The 16,631-nt window shown below is 71.5% G+C and carries 13 protein-coding genes; 5 read left to right on the top strand and 8 right to left on the bottom strand.

The window, feature by feature from the left end:
• Positions 1–57: 57 nt before the first annotated feature.
• Positions 58–1,428 carry a PHB depolymerase family esterase gene (locus O7631_RS24790; RefSeq protein ID WP_278146450.1) on the top strand — a complete coding sequence of 457 codons (1,371 nt, stop codon included), beginning with the start codon at positions 58–60 and terminating at the stop codon, positions 1,426–1,428.
• A 114-nt stretch (positions 1,429–1,542) separates the two neighbouring features.
• The gene (locus O7631_RS24785) at positions 1,543–2,850 is read left to right on the top strand and encodes an endo-1,4-beta-xylanase (protein WP_278148019.1); all 1,308 of its coding nucleotides are present in this window, start codon (positions 1,543–1,545) and stop codon (positions 2,848–2,850) included.
• Between the two features lie 169 nt (positions 2,851–3,019).
• Here O7631_RS24785 and O7631_RS24780 read toward each other — a convergent pair whose 3' ends face one another.
• Positions 3,020–3,715: a methyltransferase domain-containing protein gene (locus O7631_RS24780; protein WP_278146449.1), complete on the bottom strand. Its 696-nt coding sequence runs from the start codon at positions 3,713–3,715 to the stop codon at positions 3,020–3,022.
• Between the two features lie 43 nt (positions 3,716–3,758).
• On the opposite strand from O7631_RS24780, the gene O7631_RS24775 reads away from it, so the two are divergent.
• On the top strand, positions 3,759–4,151 hold the full coding sequence (locus O7631_RS24775) for a MerR family transcriptional regulator (protein ID WP_278146448.1): 393 nt from the start codon (positions 3,759–3,761) through the stop codon (positions 4,149–4,151).
• Here the strand turns inward: O7631_RS24775 and sthA are convergent.
• The 4 genes from sthA to O7631_RS24755 form a co-directional block, all read right to left on the bottom strand.
• Positions 4,148–5,551 carry a Si-specific NAD(P)(+) transhydrogenase gene (gene sthA / locus O7631_RS24770; protein ID WP_278146447.1) on the bottom strand — a complete coding sequence of 468 codons (1,404 nt, stop codon included), beginning with the start codon at positions 5,549–5,551 and terminating at the stop codon, positions 4,148–4,150. The two genes, O7631_RS24775 and sthA, sit on opposite strands and share 4 nt — an antisense overlap.
• A 53-nt stretch (positions 5,552–5,604) precedes the next feature.
• Complete coding sequence (locus O7631_RS24765; RefSeq protein ID WP_278146446.1) at positions 5,605–6,627, bottom strand: cellulose binding domain-containing protein; 1,023 nt, start codon at positions 6,625–6,627, stop codon at positions 5,605–5,607.
• An 89-nt stretch (positions 6,628–6,716) separates the two neighbouring features.
• Positions 6,717–7,355, bottom strand: coding sequence for a response regulator transcription factor (locus tag O7631_RS24760; protein ID WP_278146445.1), 639 nt, complete (start codon positions 7,353–7,355; stop codon positions 6,717–6,719).
• Complete coding sequence (locus O7631_RS24755; protein ID WP_278146444.1) at positions 7,352–8,539, bottom strand: histidine kinase; 1,188 nt, start codon at positions 8,537–8,539, stop codon at positions 7,352–7,354. Before O7631_RS24755 ends, O7631_RS24760 begins: the two co-directional genes overlap by 4 nt.
• Positions 8,540–8,687: 148 nt before the next feature.
• Here O7631_RS24755 and O7631_RS24750 point away from each other — a divergent pair, with 148 nt between their 5' ends.
• Both O7631_RS24750 and O7631_RS24745 read left to right on the top strand, forming a co-directional pair.
• On the top strand, positions 8,688–9,446 hold the full coding sequence (locus tag O7631_RS24750) for an ABC transporter ATP-binding protein (RefSeq protein ID WP_278146443.1): 759 nt from the start codon (positions 8,688–8,690) through the stop codon (positions 9,444–9,446).
• Complete coding sequence (locus O7631_RS24745; protein WP_278146442.1) at positions 9,443–11,974, top strand: ABC transporter permease; 2,532 nt, start codon at positions 9,443–9,445, stop codon at positions 11,972–11,974. The genes O7631_RS24750 and O7631_RS24745 overlap by 4 nt, the downstream gene beginning before the upstream one ends.
• A 53-nt stretch (positions 11,975–12,027) precedes the next feature.
• Here the strand turns inward: O7631_RS24745 and O7631_RS24740 are convergent, their stop codons facing one another.
• From O7631_RS24740 to O7631_RS24730, 3 genes are all read right to left on the bottom strand, one after another.
• Positions 12,028–13,656 (bottom strand): ricin-type beta-trefoil lectin domain protein, encoded by a 1,629-nt coding sequence (locus O7631_RS24740; RefSeq protein ID WP_278146441.1) that lies wholly within the window; start codon positions 13,654–13,656, stop codon positions 12,028–12,030.
• Between the two features lie 125 nt (positions 13,657–13,781).
• Positions 13,782–16,040 carry an esterase-like activity of phytase family protein gene (locus O7631_RS24735; protein WP_278146440.1) on the bottom strand — a complete coding sequence of 753 codons (2,259 nt, stop codon included), beginning with the start codon at positions 16,038–16,040 and terminating at the stop codon, positions 13,782–13,784.
• 123 nt (positions 16,041–16,163) lie between these two features.
• On the bottom strand, positions 16,164–16,586 hold the full coding sequence (locus O7631_RS24730; RefSeq protein ID WP_278146439.1) for a DUF2000 domain-containing protein: 423 nt from the start codon (positions 16,584–16,586) through the stop codon (positions 16,164–16,166).
• Positions 16,587–16,631: the final 45 nt, after the last annotated feature.

The following is a 16,631-nucleotide window of genomic DNA, read 5'->3' as shown; positions in this document are numbered from 1 at the left end:
GGGCAGTCCTCGACTTAAGTCCCCTTCCACGCGCCTTTTTCGCAAGGGATCGCGCCCATGACACTGAAGACCCGGATGCTTGGCGTCCTCCTGGCGGCCGTGACACTGGCCGCCGCCGCGCTGACGTTCGCCGCACCGGCGTCGGCGGCGACGCTGACGCAGGTGACCAACTTCGGCACCAACCCCACCAACCTGCAGATGCACCTCTACGTCCCGGACCGCGTGGCGTCCCGGCCGGGGATCCTCCTGGCCCTGCACTACTGCACCGGCACCGGCCCGGCGTTCCACTCGGGCACGCAGTACGCGTCCCTCGCCGACCGCTACGGGTTCATCGTGATCTACCCGTCGGCGACCCGCAGCAGCAAGTGCTGGGACGTGTACTCGCCCCAGGCGCTACGCCGTGGCGGCGGCAGCGACCCGGTCGGCCTCATGTCGATGGTCGACTACGTGCGGCAGCGGTATTCCGCCGATCCCACGCGGATCTTCGCGACGGGCACCTCGTCCGGGGCGATGATGACCAACGTCATGCTCGGCGTCTACCCGGACGTGTTCGCGGCCGGCGCGTCCTTCGCCGGGGTGCCGTTCGCCTGCTTCGCCACCGGCGGCACCTCCGAGTGGAACAGCCAGTGCGCGAACGGGCAGCTCATCAGGACCGCACAGCAGTGGGGTGACCTGGTCCGCGAGGCGTACCCGGGCTACAGCGGCCAGCGGCCCCGGATGCAGATCTGGCACGGCACCAACGACGACACGCTGCGCTACCCGAACTTCGGCGAGCAGGTCAAGCAGTGGACCAACGTGCACGGGCTGAGCCAGACCCCGACGTACACCGACTCGCCGCAGTCCGGCTACACCCGCACGCGGTACGGCAGCAGCGGCCCGATGGCCCCGGTCGAGGCGATCAGCATGCAGGGCGTCACGCACAACATCCCGGTCGACGCCGCGCAGGTGATCCGCTTCTTCGGTCTGGACGGCACCGCCCCGCCGACGACGCCGCCTCCGACCACCCCGCCTCCGACCACTCCGCCGCCGACGACGCCGCCTCCGACCACCCCGCCCCCGACCACCCCGCCTCCGACCACTCCGCCGCCGACGACGCCGCCCCCGAGCGACGGTGCCTGCCGGGTCGGCTACACGGTCAACGCCTGGAACACCGGTCTCACCGCGAGCGTGACCATCACCAACACCGGCCCCGCTGCGGTGAACGGGTGGGCGTTGACCTTCACGCTGCCCAGCGGACAGCGCATCACCAGCGGCTGGAACGCCCAGTACGCGCCGACGAGCGGAGCGGTCACCGCCCGCAACGTCTCCTACAACTCCACCATCGCCCCGAACGCGTCGGTCGAGATCGGCTTCCAGGCCACGCACGAGGGCGGCACCGGCAAGCCCTCGTCGTTCGCCCTCAACGGTGCCGCCTGTTCGGTGTCCTGATTGTCCTTCCCACCCACCACACAGAAGGAGTCGCCCGAGATGAGAAGAACCAGATGGAAGGTGGCATCGAGAGCCGCCGTGGCGCTGACCGGCGTGGGCGCCCTCGCCGCCGGCATGGCGCTGTTCATGACGGCACCGGCCGCCGCCGGGACGACACTCGGCGTGTCCGCCGCCGAGAAGGGTCGGTACTTCGGCGCGGCGGTGGCGGCGTACAAGCTGTCCGACTCGGCGTACACCACGATCTTGAACCGTGAGTTCAACTCGGTGACGCCCGAGAACGAGATGAAGATGAACGCGACCGAGCCCCAGCAGGGTCGGTTCAGCTACACCGACGCCGACCGGATCGTCAACCACGCCCGCAGCCAGGGCATGAGCGTGCGGGGTCACACCCTCGCCTGGCACTCGCAGCAGCCGGGGTGGATGGAGAGCATGAGCGGCAGCGCGCTGCGCTCGGCGATGCTCAACCACGTCACGCAGGTGGCCACCTACTACCGGGGCAAGATCTACGCGTGGGACGTGGTGAACGAGGCGTTCGCCGACGGCAGCTCCGGCGGCCGCCGCGACTCCAACCTCCAGCGCACCGGCAACGACTGGATCGAGGCGGCGTTCCGGGCCGCCCGCGCCGCTGACCCGGGCGCGAAGCTCTGCTACAACGACTACAACACCGACAACTGGACCCACGCCAAGACGCAGGGCGTCTACAACATGGTCCGCGACTTCAAGGCGCGCGGCGTGCCGATCGACTGCGTCGGGTTCCAGTCGCACTTCAACAACGACTCCCCGTACGTCAGCAACTACCGCACCACGCTCTCCAGCTTCGCGGCGCTCGGTGTGGACGTGCAGATCACCGAGCTGGACATCCAGGGCGCGTCGGCGAACACGTACCGCAGCGTGGTGGAGGACTGCCTCGCCGTCTCGCGCTGCACCGGGATCACGGTGTGGGGCATCCGGGACAGTGACTCGTGGCGTTCCAACCAGACCCCGTTGCTGTTCAACAGCAACGGCTCGAAGAAGCCGGCGTACGACGCGGTGCTCGCCGCTCTGAACAGCGGCACCACGCCGACCGACCCGCCGCCCACCACCACGCCGCCGCCGACCGACCCGCCGCCCACCACCCCGCCCCCGGGCCCGGGTGGCTGCACCGCGACGGTGTCGGTGAACCAGTGGAACGGTGGGTTCGTGGCGAACGTGCGGGTGACCGCCGGCTCGTCGGCGCTCAACGGCTGGACGGTGACGATCGCGCTGCCGTCGGGCGCGACGGTCACCAACGCGTGGAGCGCCGACCGCAGCGGTAACACCGGCACCACGAACTGGCGCAACGTGGCCTACAACGGTCAGGTCGGTGCCGGGCAGTCCACCGAGTTCGGGTTCCAGGCCAACGGCACCGCCGGCAGCCTGACCCCGACCTGCTCCGCAGGCTAGAACCCAGTGGGCCGGTGCGGAGGCCCTCCCGCCCCCGCACCGGCCCCCCGAACCCCCAACCCCCACCCCCACCCCGGCCCGCCTCGAGCGGTGATCAAGAGGTTTGCGTCACGACACGCCAGGCGGGATGACGCAAACCTCTTGATCACCGGGGGCTGCGGGGCGGGTGTCACGCCTGGGCGGCGACGAGGAACATCGGCACGGCGACGAGGATCCGGTTCGTTCGGGCGCGCTCGGCCTGCTCGGCGAGCCACTGCTCATCGTCGGTGATCCGCCGCACCACGGCGAGCGCGGTGTCGTCGGTGAACACCGTGGTGTGCACCTCGATGGTCGGGTCGGTGAAGCCGGCGTCGAGGAGCAGGCTGCGGTACCTGCGGGCGATGCGCGGCGACGGGAGCGAGTCCGCCTTCGCGTGGACCAGCCGACGGGTGGTCTCCGGCTGGTCCGAGTCGATGGCGATGAGGTCCCAGTCCTGGCCGAGCAGTACGGCCCGGCCGCCCGGTGTGAGCACCCGCCGTGCCTCGGCCACGGCCCGTTCCGGGTCGTCGAGCACGTGCAACACCTTGTCCGCCCGGTAGTACGTGGCCGACCCGGTTGGCAACGGCAACTCGGTGGCGTCGCCGACACGGAACTCGCCGGCGGGCCAGCGCTCCCGGGCCACGGCGATCATCTCGGGGTCGACGTCGACGCCGACCGCATGGGCTCCGCGTTCGGCCAGTTCGGCGACGGCGCGGCCACTGCCACAGCCCATGTCGATGACGGTTCGGCCGGTGAGGTCGCCGAGCAACTCGTAGGAACGGGCACGAAGGCCGACGGCCGCGGGTTCGTTCTCGATGGCATCGAGGACAGCTAAGAGACTGGACATGCCCGCCAGGGTCGGACTTAATGTCGACATGAAGTCAAGCCCGATGACGATCGGCGAGGTGGCCGACCACTTCGGCCTGCCGGCACACGTGTTGCGGCACTGGGAATCGGTGGGCCTGCTCTGCCCCGCGCGAGTCAGCGGCGGCCGTCGTCGCTACACGCGCGACGACCTGTTCCGGGTGGCCTCGATCCTGCGCGCGAAGCAGGCCGGCCTGTCGCTGCCGGACATCCGGGCGTTCCTCGCGGCGGCCGACCCGGCCGCACGCAAGGACGTGCTGCGTCGCAACCACGACGTGTTGCAGGCCAGGATGGCGGCGCTGCGGTCGGCGCTCGATCTGCTAGAGGCCGGTCTGAACTGCTCGCACGAGGACATCTCGACCTGCCCGAACTACCGCAGCATGCTGGCGGAGCTGGTGGAGGTCGGCGAAGGCGGCTAGCCGTCGATGCGGGTGATGTTGCGGATCTTGTTGGCGGCGTCCAGGGCGGCCACCTTGTACGCCTCGGCCAGCGTCGGGTAGTTGAACACGGCGTCGATCAGGTAGTCGATGGTGCCGCCGCAGCCCATCACCGCCTGCCCGATGTGGACGATCTCGGTGGCGGCGGTGCCGAACACGTGCACCCCGAGCAGCCGGCCGTCGGTGGGGGAGACGAGGAGCTTCAGCATGCCGTACGAGTCGCCGACGATCTGGCCACGGGCCAGTTCCCGGTAACGCGCGATGCCCACCTCGAACGGCGTGGAGCTCTCGGTGAGCTGCGCCTCGGTCTGCCCGACGAAGCTGATCTCCGGGATCGTGTAGATGCCGATCGGTTGCAGGCCGTGCATCTCCCGGATCGGCTCGCCGCAGGCGTGCTGCGCGGCCAGCCGACCCTGTTCCATCGACGTCGACGCCAGGGCGGGGAAGCCGATCACGTCGCCGACCGCGTAGATGTTGTCCACTGCCGTGCGGTAGTTGGCGTCCACGGCGATCCGGCCACGCCGGTCCGCCTCCAGCCCCGCCGCCTCCAGCGCCAGGTCGTCGGTCTGGCCCTGTCGGCCGGCGGAGTACATCACGGTGTCCGCGACGATCTTCTTGCCGCTCTTGAGGATGCACAGCGCCGCGGTCTGGTGTTTCTCCACGGCGGCGACCTCCTCGCCGAAGCGGAACGCCACGGACAGGTCGCGCAGGTGGTACTTCAGCGACTCGACGATCTCCTCGTCGCAGAAGTCGAGCATCCGCTCGCGCCGTTCGACGACAGTCACCTTGGTGCCCAGGGCGGCGAACATCGAGGCGTACTCCATGCCGATCACACCGGCGCCGACAACGACCATGCTGCGGGGTACGGCCTGGAGGTTGATGACGCCGTCGGAGTCCACGATCGTGCGGTCGTCGAAGTCGACGCTGTCCGGGCGGGCCGGCCGGGTGCCCGCCGCGATGACGATCTTGTCGAAGGTCACCTTGGACTCCCGGCCGGACCCGCCGTCGACCCAGATCGAGTGCGCGTCGGCGAACCGGCCGGTGCCGGTGATCATGGCGACCCGGTTGCGGGCGAGCTGGTTGCGGATGACGTCGGTCTGCCTGGTGATGACGTGCTGGGTCCGGGCGGCCAGGTCGCTGACCGTGATCTCGTCCTTGACCCGGTAGCTGCTGCCGTACAGGTCACGTTGGCTCAGGCCGGTCAGGTAGAGCACGGCCTCGCGCAACGTCTTGGACGGGACCGTGCCGGTGTTGATGCACACCCCGCCGATCATGTCGCGGCGGTCCACGATGCCGACCCGCCTGCCGAGCTTGGCGGCGGCGATCGCCGCCTTCTGACCGCTGGGCCCGGATCCCAGCACCACCAGGTCGTAGTCATACATATTGGCTAGCGTCGCAAGATGTCGCGGCGCGCGCCAGACCTCGTACGTGAGCGTTACTCGTCCGCCACCTCGCAGACACCACCGTTGAGCGTGACCTCCTGCGGCAGTTGCGTGCCGGAGGCGACGAGGCCGAGCGAGACGCTGCCGCCGGGCGGGATCACCGCCTTGCGACCGGTGTTGCCCACCCGCAGGTAGCTGTTGTTGGGACGGTCGACGACCTTCGCGCCCCAGATGCCGTGGACCTGCTGGCTGGCCCAGAACCGCCACGTCATCGTCCACCCGTCGACCGCGGTGGTGCCGGTGTTCTTCACGGTCAGGTGTGCCACGAAGCCGTCCGACCACTGCCGCACGACGGACCGGACCGCGCATTTCGGCGGCGGCGGCAGGGTGGTCACGGTGACCGGCGCGGACAGGGGTGACAGGTGGCCGACCTCGTCGCGGGCCTGCACCACGAAGGTGTACGTGGTGTTCGGCGTCAACCCGCTGACCTGGGTGCTGTTGCGTGGTGGGTACTGGTACACCTCACTGACCCGGGTGAGCGCGCCGCCGGCGTCGACCCGGAACACCTCGTACCGGTCGAGGACGACGTTCTCGACCGAGTGGGTCCAGCGCAGCCACACCGCCGTGGCGGCGACGTCGTAGGCGACCGGTTGGCCGGGTGCGCCGGGCGGCTGGTCGTCCCCCGGTGGCATGGTCAGCCGCAGACGCGGATCGTTGAGCGACCTGTTTCCGGCCGCGTCCACGGCCGCGACGGAGAAGGTGTACGTGCGCGACGGTCGCAGGTTGGAGATCCGAATGCTGTTGGTGTCGGTCGAATAGTGAGCGCCGTTGTCCTCGAATTGCGCGCCGACCGGGTAGCTGACCACCCCGACGTTGTCGGTCGCGGCCGCCCAGGTCAACTCGACCCAGGTGGTGTCGATGGCGACGACGGTGATCGGGCCGGGTGCGGTGGGACGCTCGGTGTCCGCAGCGGCGTGCGCCGGGGTCGCGCCCGCCGCCACCACTGCCGCCGTGAGCGCACAGGCGGCCAGTGCGGCCGCCGTGGATCGGACGCCGCGCCACGGATGATCGCGCATGGTTGATCGCCTCGCCTTCGGGTGAGCGCAGCGGACCAGTCATCGACTGATGACGATGGTAGGCGAGTGGCTGCCGCGCCGTTGTCCCCTCAACCGACGAGGCGGCGTTCCCAGGCCCAGGCGGCGATCTCGACCCGGTTGCGGGCCGCGAGCTTCGTCTGCACGCTGGCCAGGTGGGTCTTGACGGTGCCGACGGCGATGAAGAGCCGAGCGGCGATCTCGGCGTTGGTCAGGCCTCGGGCGACGAGCTTCACGACGTCGAGTTCGCGTGGTGACAGGCCACCGTCGTCGCGCGCTGGCGCGGGGGAGCTGAGGTGCTCCAGGAGCCGGACTGTGATGGACGGGCTGATCAGCGCGTCACCGGAGACGGCCGCGCGCACCGCCTCGACGAGCAGGGCGGGGCCGGAGTCCTTGAGCAGGAAGCCGCACGCGCCGTTGGAGAGCGCGGTGTGCACGTACTCGTCGAGGTCGAAGGTCGTCACGACGACCACCCGGACCGGGTCGGCGACGCCCGGCCCGGCGAGCAGCCGCAGCGCCTCGAGGCCGTCGAGGCGGGGCATCCGGATGTCCAGCAGCACCACGTCCGGGCGGAGCCGTCGGGCCAGTTCCACGGCGACGACCCCGTCGGCGGCCTCGCCGACGACCGTCATGTCCGGCTGCGCCCCGATGATCATCCCGAAGCCCGTGCGGACCATCGCCTGGTCGTCGGCGATCAGGACCCGGATCATCGACCCACCTGCAACGGGAACGCGGCGTCGAGCACCCAGCCGCCGGCGACGCCCGGTCCGGCGCTGATCGTGCCGCCGAGGGCTCGTACCCGTTCGGTCAGGCCGATCAGGCCGAAGCGGTGCCCCCGCGCCGGGGCGGTGCGCGGCGACGCGCCGTCGTCGGCCACCCGGACCAACAACCAGTCCGGGGTACGACGCACCGCCACATCCACCGACCGGGCGTCGGGCGCGTGCTGGCGGGTGTTGGTCAGCCCTTCCATCACCACCCGGTACGCCGAGGTCGAGACCTCCACCGGCAACCCGTCCAGGTCGCCGTCGAGATGCAGCCGTGCCGGCCCGTTCGCCGTGCCGTTGAAGCCTGTCACCAGCGGCGCCAACTCGGTCACCCCGGCCAGTGGGGCCAGCGGGGCGTCCGGCGGGGCGTCGGGGTTGCGCAGAACGCCGACCATCCGCCGCATCGAGGCCATCGTCTCCGCGCCGGCCCGCTCGATCTGCTCCAGGGCGACGATGACCCGGCGCGGGTCCTGCTCGGCGACGAACCGGGCGCCCTGCGCCTGCACCACGATGCCGGTGACGTGGTGGGCGATGAAGTCGTGCAGGTCCCGGGCGAACTCCGCGCGCTGCTCGGCCCGCACCAGTGCGATCGCCCGCTCCCGGCCGGCGGCGACGATCCGCAGGTAGAGCCCCACTCCGGCGGCGCCGGCCGCGGCGAGCACCTGGAGCAGACCGAAGATCACCAGCAGGTTCTCGGTGCCGACACGCAGCGGCAACGCGGCGACGGCCAACCCGACGGCCAGCGCCGCCCACGGGACGAGTCGCGCCGCGCCCCACCGGGTGACCACGAACGCCACCCCGATCAGACCGGCCGACTCGGCGAGACCCCAACTGCCGCCGATCAGGTAGCTGCCGCCCGCGAGGACGACGATCGCCCCGGTCACGGCCAGTGAGGCGCAGGAGAGCACCAGCGCGGCCCACGGCAGCAGGCGGGAACCCAGCCGGTGCACCGGCAACCAGAGCGGCACGGTGGCCGCCGCCAGCCCCATCCGCACCGCCAGGAGTACGAGGGCAGCCGGGCTGCCGGGCGTGCCGAACCGGAGGTCGAAGACGGCGAGCAGGCCGATGGCCACCAAGCCGGCGGCCTGGGCCAGGCGTACCCACAGACGTCGAAGATCAGGCGTGCTCACGATGACCCAGCGTAGCCAGCCCGGTGGGGTCGGCAGATCGGCCGAAAGACAGACCCGGCGCCGGCGATACCCGGACCCGGGCGGATGCGCCGACCCGGCGCCGGCGGCGAGGCTTTCGGGGCGTCACATCACAGCCACTGGAGGAACAATGACAACCCACGCCCCGCCGGGAACCAGCCACGCCGCGGTCGCCGCGGTCGACCTGGTGAAGGTGTACGGCAGCGGCGACACCGCGGTACGTGCCCTGGACGGCGTGTCGGTCGGCTTCGGCCGCGCCGAGTTCACCGCGATCATGGGTTCGTCCGGGTCCGGCAAGTCGACACTGATGCACTGTCTCGCCGGTCTCGACACCGCCACCTCGGGACGTGTCCTGCTCGGCGGAACCGAGCTGACCGGTCAGTCGGACCGGACACTGACCCGGGTACGACGGGAGCGGATCGGGTTCGTCTTCCAGTCCTTCAACCTGCTGCCGCAGCTCACCGCCGCGCAGAACATCACCCTGCCGCTGGACCTCAGCGGCCGTCAGCCCGACGCCGACCTGTTGGCCCGTCTGGTCGACGAGTTGGGGCTCGCGCAGCGGCTCGGTCACCGGCCCAGTGAGCTGTCCGGCGGCCAGCAGCAGCGCGTCGCCCTGGCCCGGGCCCTGGTGGCGCGGCCCGAGGTGGTCTTCGCCGACGAGCCGACCGGCAACCTCGACTCCCGCTCCGGCGCGGAGGTGCTCACCATCCTGCGCGACTCGGTACGCGACCTCGGTCAGACCGTCGTCATGGTGACCCACGACCCGATCGCCGCCGCGTACGCCGACCGGGTGGTGCTGCTCGCCGACGGGCGGATCGCCGGGGAGATCGACAAGCCGGACCAGGTGTCGGTCACCGACGCGCTTCGTGACCTGGCAGCCCGCGCATGAGGGCGACGGTGTTGCGTACCCAGACGAGCGCCGCGGCCCGGCGGCCCGGCCGACTGATCCTGACCGGCCTGGCGATCCTCGTCGCGTCGTTCGTCGTCTTCGGCACCGTGCTGGTGCAGCAGATCACCGAACGCACCGTGCGGGACAACCTCAGCGGCACCCCGGCCGCCACCGACCTGGTGATCGGCAGCACCGACGTGCCGCCACCCACGGTGCGGGACGTACCGGCGATCCGTGCGGTGCCCGGCGTGGCCGAGGCGGTGGCCCGGGTGTCGACCGGGGTGGCGATCGGCCAGGGGTACCTCAACCTGCAGGCCGACCCGGGCACCGGCCCGCTGAGCACGGTCCGGCTGACCGAGGGGCACTACCCGGACCAGCCCGGCGAGATCGCGATCACCCCGCGCACCGCCGAACGGCTCGGGCTCTCGGTCGGCACCACGACCACCGGCACGGGCGGGGAACTCACCACGCCCACCCGGCTCACCGTGACCGGCATGGTCGACACCGCCGCCGACGCCGGCTACGACGCGTACGCCCCGGAGAGCGCCGTGATCTCCTGGGCGCGCCTGACCGCCGTCGAACGGGTCGACGTGCGCGTGGTCCCCGGCACCTCGACGGAGGTGGTCCGCCAACGGCTGACCGCGGCGGTCGCCGACCTACCGATCAGCACCGGCGCGGAGGTGCGCGAGGCGGAGGCCAACGCGGAGGCCGAAGAGGTCGGAAAGCTCTTCATCCTGGTCGGCATCTTCGTCTCGATCGCTGTCGCCGCGGCGGCGCTGGTGGTCACCTCGACCTTCCGGATCGTCTTCGCCCAGCGGATGCGGCAACTCGCGTTGCTGCGGGCGGTCGGCGCGAACCGGGGCACCCTGGTGGGGGCGCTGACCGCCGAGGGAGCCCTGACCGGGCTGGTCGCCGGTGTCGTCGGGGTCGGCGGCGCCCTCGCCCTCGGGTACGCGCTGCCGGCGGTCCTGCGCGCGTCCGGCATGGCGGTCTCCTCGCCCGGCCTGCCGGTGACGACGGCGGTGTCGGTGGTGATCGGCGCCATCGTGGTCACCGTGTTGGCCGTCCTGGCACCGGCGTTCTCGGCCGCCCGGGTCTCTCCGCTGGAGGCGCTGCGCGCGGCGAGCACCACCGCGGGCCGACATGGCATCGGTGTGCCGCGCCTGGTGTCCGGGCTGCTCCTGGCCGCCGGGGCCGTGCTGGCCGCCACGGGGACGATCAGGCAGCTGCCGACGCCGGAGCAGTCGACCTACGACCCGACGCTGCCGCTGCTCCTGCTGGTCGCGTCGGGCGGGTCGGCGTTCTTCGCGCTGGTGGCCCTCGGGCCGCTGCTGGTGCGGCCGGTGCTGGCCGTGGTGGGTTGGCCGCTGCGTCAGTTCGGGCCACTCGGGCGGATGGCGGTCGGCGGGATCGGCGGGGCGCCGCGTCGGGCGGCAGCGGTCTCCGTCGTGGTCGCGCTCGGCGTGACACTGATCTCCGGGGTGGTCATCGGCGGTGCGTCGCTCCAGGTGCTCACCGACCGCGAGATGGCGTTGTCCGCGCCGACCGACTTCGAGGTCACCAGCACCGAGGGGACCCTGCCGGCGGGTGTCGTCACCCGGGCCGAGGCGGAGCGCGCGGCGCTGGCTCGGGTGGTGCCGTACCGGCGGCTCGACGACGTGACACTGCTGCGCGGCGCGAACAAGATCGGCAACGTCGATTCCGGCTACCCGACCAACGACCTGGATCTGGCGGCGTTGCCGACTACCGGGGAACTGGACGTGGCGCAGGGCTCGCTGGCCGATCGTGGCCCGGGGCGGATCGTGGTCAACAGTTGGGTGGCCCGGGACGCCGGTCTGCGGGCCGGTGACAGCGTCGCGCTCGCCCGCGCCGGGCGCACCGTCGACGTGCGGGTGGCAGCGGTCCTGCCCGGTGACGGCCCGCTGCACGCCGGCATCCTGGCCGACCGGGCCGACCTCGACCGGCTCGGCGCGCCGACCGCGTACACCGGTCTGCTGGCCGACGCGGCAGTTGCCGGCGAGGACGGCCGCACCGCCGGCGTGCGGGCGTTGCGACAGGCGATCGGGGGAGCCGACGGGGTGGGCCTCGCGGTGCTCGCCGACGAACGGGACCGCACCGACGCCCTGGTGCGCACCCTGGTCTGGATCGCTGTCGGTCTGGTCGGCCTGACCGTGCTGATCGCTGTCGTCGGCGTGGGTTCCACGACCGCGCTGTCAGTGGTGGAGCGCATCCGCGAGTCCGGCCTGCTCCGCGCCATCGGCCTGTCCCGTACCGGCCTGCGGACCATGCTGACCGTCGAGTCCGGCCTCTACGGGGTGATCGGAGCCACCATCGGTCTGCTGATCGGCGTCCCGTACGGCTGGTTGGCGATCCAGACCCTCGGGGTCAACGCGCCGCTGACCGTGCCGGTGCTGCCGCTGGTCGGGCTCTTCGCGGCACTGGTCGGCCTGACCGCGCTGGCCGGGGTGCTGCCGGCCCGCCGGGCGTCGCGGGTCAGTCCGGTGGCGGCCCTGGGCGCCGACGGCTGACCGCGACCGCGGGTCGGCGTCGAGTGTCTCGGCGCCGACCCGTGGTCGTACGGTCAGTTCGGGTTGTTGGCGTGGGTCAGCGTCTCCCAGGCCACGAAGAGGTTGTTGCTGCCGGCCGGTCGTTGTTGAGACGTCAGGGTCTGGGTGTTGGTCATGACGTTGCCCAGCCGGGTGCTCATCGCGTTGAAGCCGACCTCGGTGATCGGGCCGAGGCCCCGGGTGAGGCTGCCGCCGCAGAGCCAGGAGGGCGCCGCCTCGCCGAGCTGGTAGCGGGAGTGGAAGCCGAGCGCGTGCCGCAGCCGCTCACCGACCTGCGGGTAGAGGTCCCGCCCCTGGATCCGCGAGGTTTCCGCGACGTGCGAGATGGCGGAGATTCCGTACCCGGTGTGGACGAAGTCGCGGCAGGTCTCCTGGGCGAGGCCGGCGACGAAGGTGGACTGGCCCTGCCAGTAGCCGATGATCTCGGAGCTGGTGTCCAGGCCGCTGCCGGGCACCGTGTACGGCAACGCGCCGTCGCTGGGCAGGTAGACGAAGGCCCGGGTGCGGTTGAGGAAGCGGGTCACCGCCGCGTCGTAGGCGCTGCGGTCCTCCAGGAAGACGGCGATGCCGACGGCCGCCTCCATCATGGTCAGTTCCCAGTTGCCGTTGCTGTTCGAGCCGTTGCGCACCACCGGCAGGTAGACGTTGCGCAGCATGGTGGCGAACCGGTTGGCGTTGGGCCAACTCGTGTACGTGTACTTGATGATCTCGGCGGCGCGGGGCCAGACGGAGGCGGCCCAGCCGGTCTGCAACGGGGCGTTGCTGCCGGTGTGCGACGTGATCGTGGCCGACCACGCGTCCATGATCTGGATCGACTTCTGTGCGTACCGGGCGTCTCCGGTGAGGTACCAGGCGAGGGCGTCGGTGTACGCGGCGATCGCGTCCTCGCGCTCGTCGGTGCAGCCGTTGTTGGGGTTGGAGTAGGACCCGCACTCGACCACCGCCCGGGGTGCCGGTGTCCGCGAGAGGGAGGCGTACCGGCTGCTCATCATCTGGTTGTAGGCCGACGCCCACGGCTGCGCGCCGGCCTGCACCCGGCCGCGTACGAAGTCGAGTTGTCCCCGGCTGACCAGCACGCCGGGGTGGGTGAATCCAGTCGACGGCGGTGGTGTGGTGCCACCGGTGGGCAGCGTCCAGGTCTGGTTGGCGGTGCCGGTGCAGCTCCAGATCTGCAGCCCAGTGCCGTCGGCGGAGCTGTTACCCGTCGCGTCGAGGCACTTGCCGGAGGTGGGGTTGACCAGCTGCCCGGCGCTCGCGGACCACTGCTGCGCCCCGGTGCCGTTGCAGTCGTAGATCTGCACCCGAGCACCGTTGGCGGTGCTGGCGGCGGCGATGTCCAGGCACTTGCCCAGTGCCCTGATCGTGCCGTCGTCGCCCACCGTCCACTGTTGCGCCGTCGAGCCGTTGCAGAGGTAGAGCTGGACCGCTGTGCCGTTGGCCGGGTTCGCGGCGGCCACGTCGACGCACTTGCCGCCGTACCCGGTGATGGCGCCGGTCGCGGCGGCTGCCGCGGGTGACGCGCCGACGGCCAGGGCGGCCGGTACGGCGAGCACGACCACGGCGAGCGCGGAGGTCAGGCGGATGCGGGGGAGGGCTACGGCCAGTCGTCGTGTCATCTCGTCGTCCTCCAGGTGCCACAGCATTTGTAAAGTGTGTTAATTATTACAGCGTCGCTGATTGATATCAATGTCCCGCCATTGCCGGTCTCCCCGTGCGAACGCGCCGACCCCCGGCGCGAGCGCGCCGGGGGTCGGGCGGAAAAGGGGTGTCAGCGCACGCCAGGCACGTCGATCACGATCAGCTCCGTGTCGTCCGGACGCCCCGGGATGCGACCGTCGTTGCCCGGGAAGTTGTTGTCGTTGGCCACCAACACCCGGTCACCGCCGAGCGGCAGCACCGACTCGACCGACTGCAACGGGAACGAGAAGAGCGGGCCGACCCCGTACTCACCCGGGCGGGCCGGGGTGGAGACACCCTTCGGGTCGGCCACGCGCATCAGGTCGACCACAGTACGCCGCGGCAGGTAGCCGTCCGCGCCCACCTCGTCCAGGTCGGTCACGACCAGACGCTTGACCACCGACTGCTGGCCCATGCCGTTGTCCCGCTCGATCAGCAGCAGCCGGTGACCGTCGAGCACCGCCGCGTCCCCGACCAGCAGGGACGGGTCGTCCACCCGGAACGACCAGGTGCGGTGGGTGTACCGGTTGTGCCGCACGTCGAACTCGTAGACCACCCGACGGCGCTGGTCCGGATCGTTGACCCGGGCGCCCTCCAGGATCGGGTAGAGCGTCCAGCCGTCCGCGCTGGTCGCCATCGCCTCGAAACCGTTGCTCGCGCGAAGGGTCGGCGTCTCGCCCGGGGCGAGATCCGGCGACTGTGGAGACCTGGTGCCGTCCGGCAACGGGATCGGCGCCTGCAGCACCTTTCCGGTCCGGTCGGTGCGCACCAGGTACGGGCCGAACTCGTCACCGATCCACAGGTCGCCCCGCGCGTCGCGGGCCAGCGACTCGATGTCGAAGTCCGCGCCGGTCAGCAGACGCTCGGGGGTGTCGCCGTTGACGATCGGGAACGGCAGCCTGCGGTCGGGGTCGCGGAAGCTGATGTGCCCCCGGACCGTCACGCCGTGCCGCTGGTAGTTCGGTTCGATCTCGTACGCGCGCAGCAGGAAGTCGGCCGAGTTGGTCTTCGCCCCGAACCCGTTGTCCGGCATGGCGAGCAGCCGCCGGCCGGACCTGTCACCCGGCTGGGCGGGGATCACCGCGGAGAAGCCGGGAATGGGCTGGCCGGGGAAGGGCGCGCTGATCCCGTTGACCGGGGTCGTGGCGAGCTGGGTGCCGGAGACCGGCCCCGGCTGGTACGCGGTCGCCGACAGCAGCGCCCGGTCCCGCAGCGTCACCTCGGGACGTAGCGTCACCGACAGCGCGTACACCCGGGTGGTCTGGGTGGCGCTGCCGTTGTCGTCGCTGACCAGGTACAGCTCGCGGCGACCGCCCGGCAGGTCACGGCCGAGCGCGGCGCCCTCGATGTTGTCCAGCAACGGGTTGGGCTGCGGTTGCTTCGTGGTCGCGCCGGACGGCGGGCAGTCGGCGATGTCGACCAGCAGCTCCTTACCCAACCAGGAGCGCGGGTCGGTCGCCGTCGACAGGGACGCGACGGTGGACACGTCGGGCGCGCCGGTCGCCGAGACCCGGTACACCCGGACGGTGTTGCCCACCCCGGTCGTGAAGCCCCGCTCCACCGAGAGCAACTGGTCGTCGCCGAGCGCGATCAGCTCGACCAGACCGAGGTTCGGGTCGGTCCGGTAGGCGTACTGGGCGGTCGGGGCGTACGCGCCGGCCGCACGGCCGTCGTACCGGATGATCCGCTGCCGGCCGCGGCCCTCGGCGTCGCGGCCGTCCGCCGCGAGCGGGCCCTCCATCCCGGCGTAGAGCACCCGGTGGTCCCCGGTGGCGGTCAGCGCCTCGAAGGTCTGGTTGACGGCCGCCTCGCCAGCCGGGGCGACCTGGAAGCGGGCCGGCACCGGCAGCGAGCCGATCTCCCGGCCGTCGGAGAGCCGGAACCGGCGGATCGACGGCTCCCGCTCCGAGCTGGCCAGGACGGTGTCCCCGCCGTGTTCGGCGACGAGCCCTTCGCCGTCGAAGTCGGCCCCGGTGTACGCCGTGCCGTCGGGTCGGGTGAGCACTGTGACGTCACGGACACCGACGTCCACGCCGCGCCGCCCGGTGTCCAGCCCCAACTCGTAGACGCGGGCCGGAGTGGTGCCGATGTTGTCCACCAGCGCGAGGGCACGCCCGGGGCGGGCGAACGACAACGCGGACAGGCCGGCCACCGGAGTGCCCCGGAAGGTGGTCTTGTCGAGAGCGTCGGAGAAACCGAGCAGCGACGCGTCCGGCGCGCAGCTCGCGCCCGCACCCGGGTGCCCCGGGGTCGGGTGCGCCGGCGCGCCGAGCGCCGGCGCCGCCGCGAGCAGCGAGATCGCCGCAGCGGCGGACGCGACGGCCCGGGCCCTTCTGGAAGTGGTACGCACATTGCCTCCAGCATCGAGTCGACGGCTGTTGCCGCCGGGCCGATGCAAGCTGCCGCCGCTCACCACAGTGGAACCCGGACCGGAACGTGGGCTGAACAACCAGTGCACGATCTCGTGCCGGGGTCACGGGTGCATGGTCGCGCCCTTGAGCACCTTGTCCACCACGGCGCGGGGCGCGTGCAGCGCCAGGCCCACCAGGTCGAGTTTCTCCCGACCGACCGCCTGCACGGCGGCCCGGTTGTCGCGGTCGTTGCCGGTGGCGAACAGCTCGGCGGTGAAGATGGACAGACGCAGCCCACGGGCGAGCGCGCGCGAGTGCGCGGCGACCAGCGTGGCCCGACCGCCGGCGAAGACCAGCACCGGCTGGCCGAACATCGGCAGATACCGGGTGCCGTCCGCGTCCCGGTACTCCTCGCCCAGCAGCTCCGGTACGGCGTTGGCGATCCCGCTGACCAGGAACGCTGTGACGTTCAGGCGCTGCCAGCTCACCAGGTCGTCACGGAGCAGCACGGCGATCTTGGTGGGAAATCGGATGGGTTCGCTCATGGCGTCGAGCCTGCCCGCGTACCGCCGACCGGTCTTGTACGTTCT

The organism is Micromonospora sp. WMMD967, assembly GCF_029626165.1.
Classification (GTDB): domain Bacteria; phylum Actinomycetota; class Actinomycetes; order Mycobacteriales; family Micromonosporaceae; genus Micromonospora; species Micromonospora taraxaci.
Note: the sequence above shows the minus strand (reverse complement) of the source record. Positions and strands in the feature narration are given on the sequence as shown.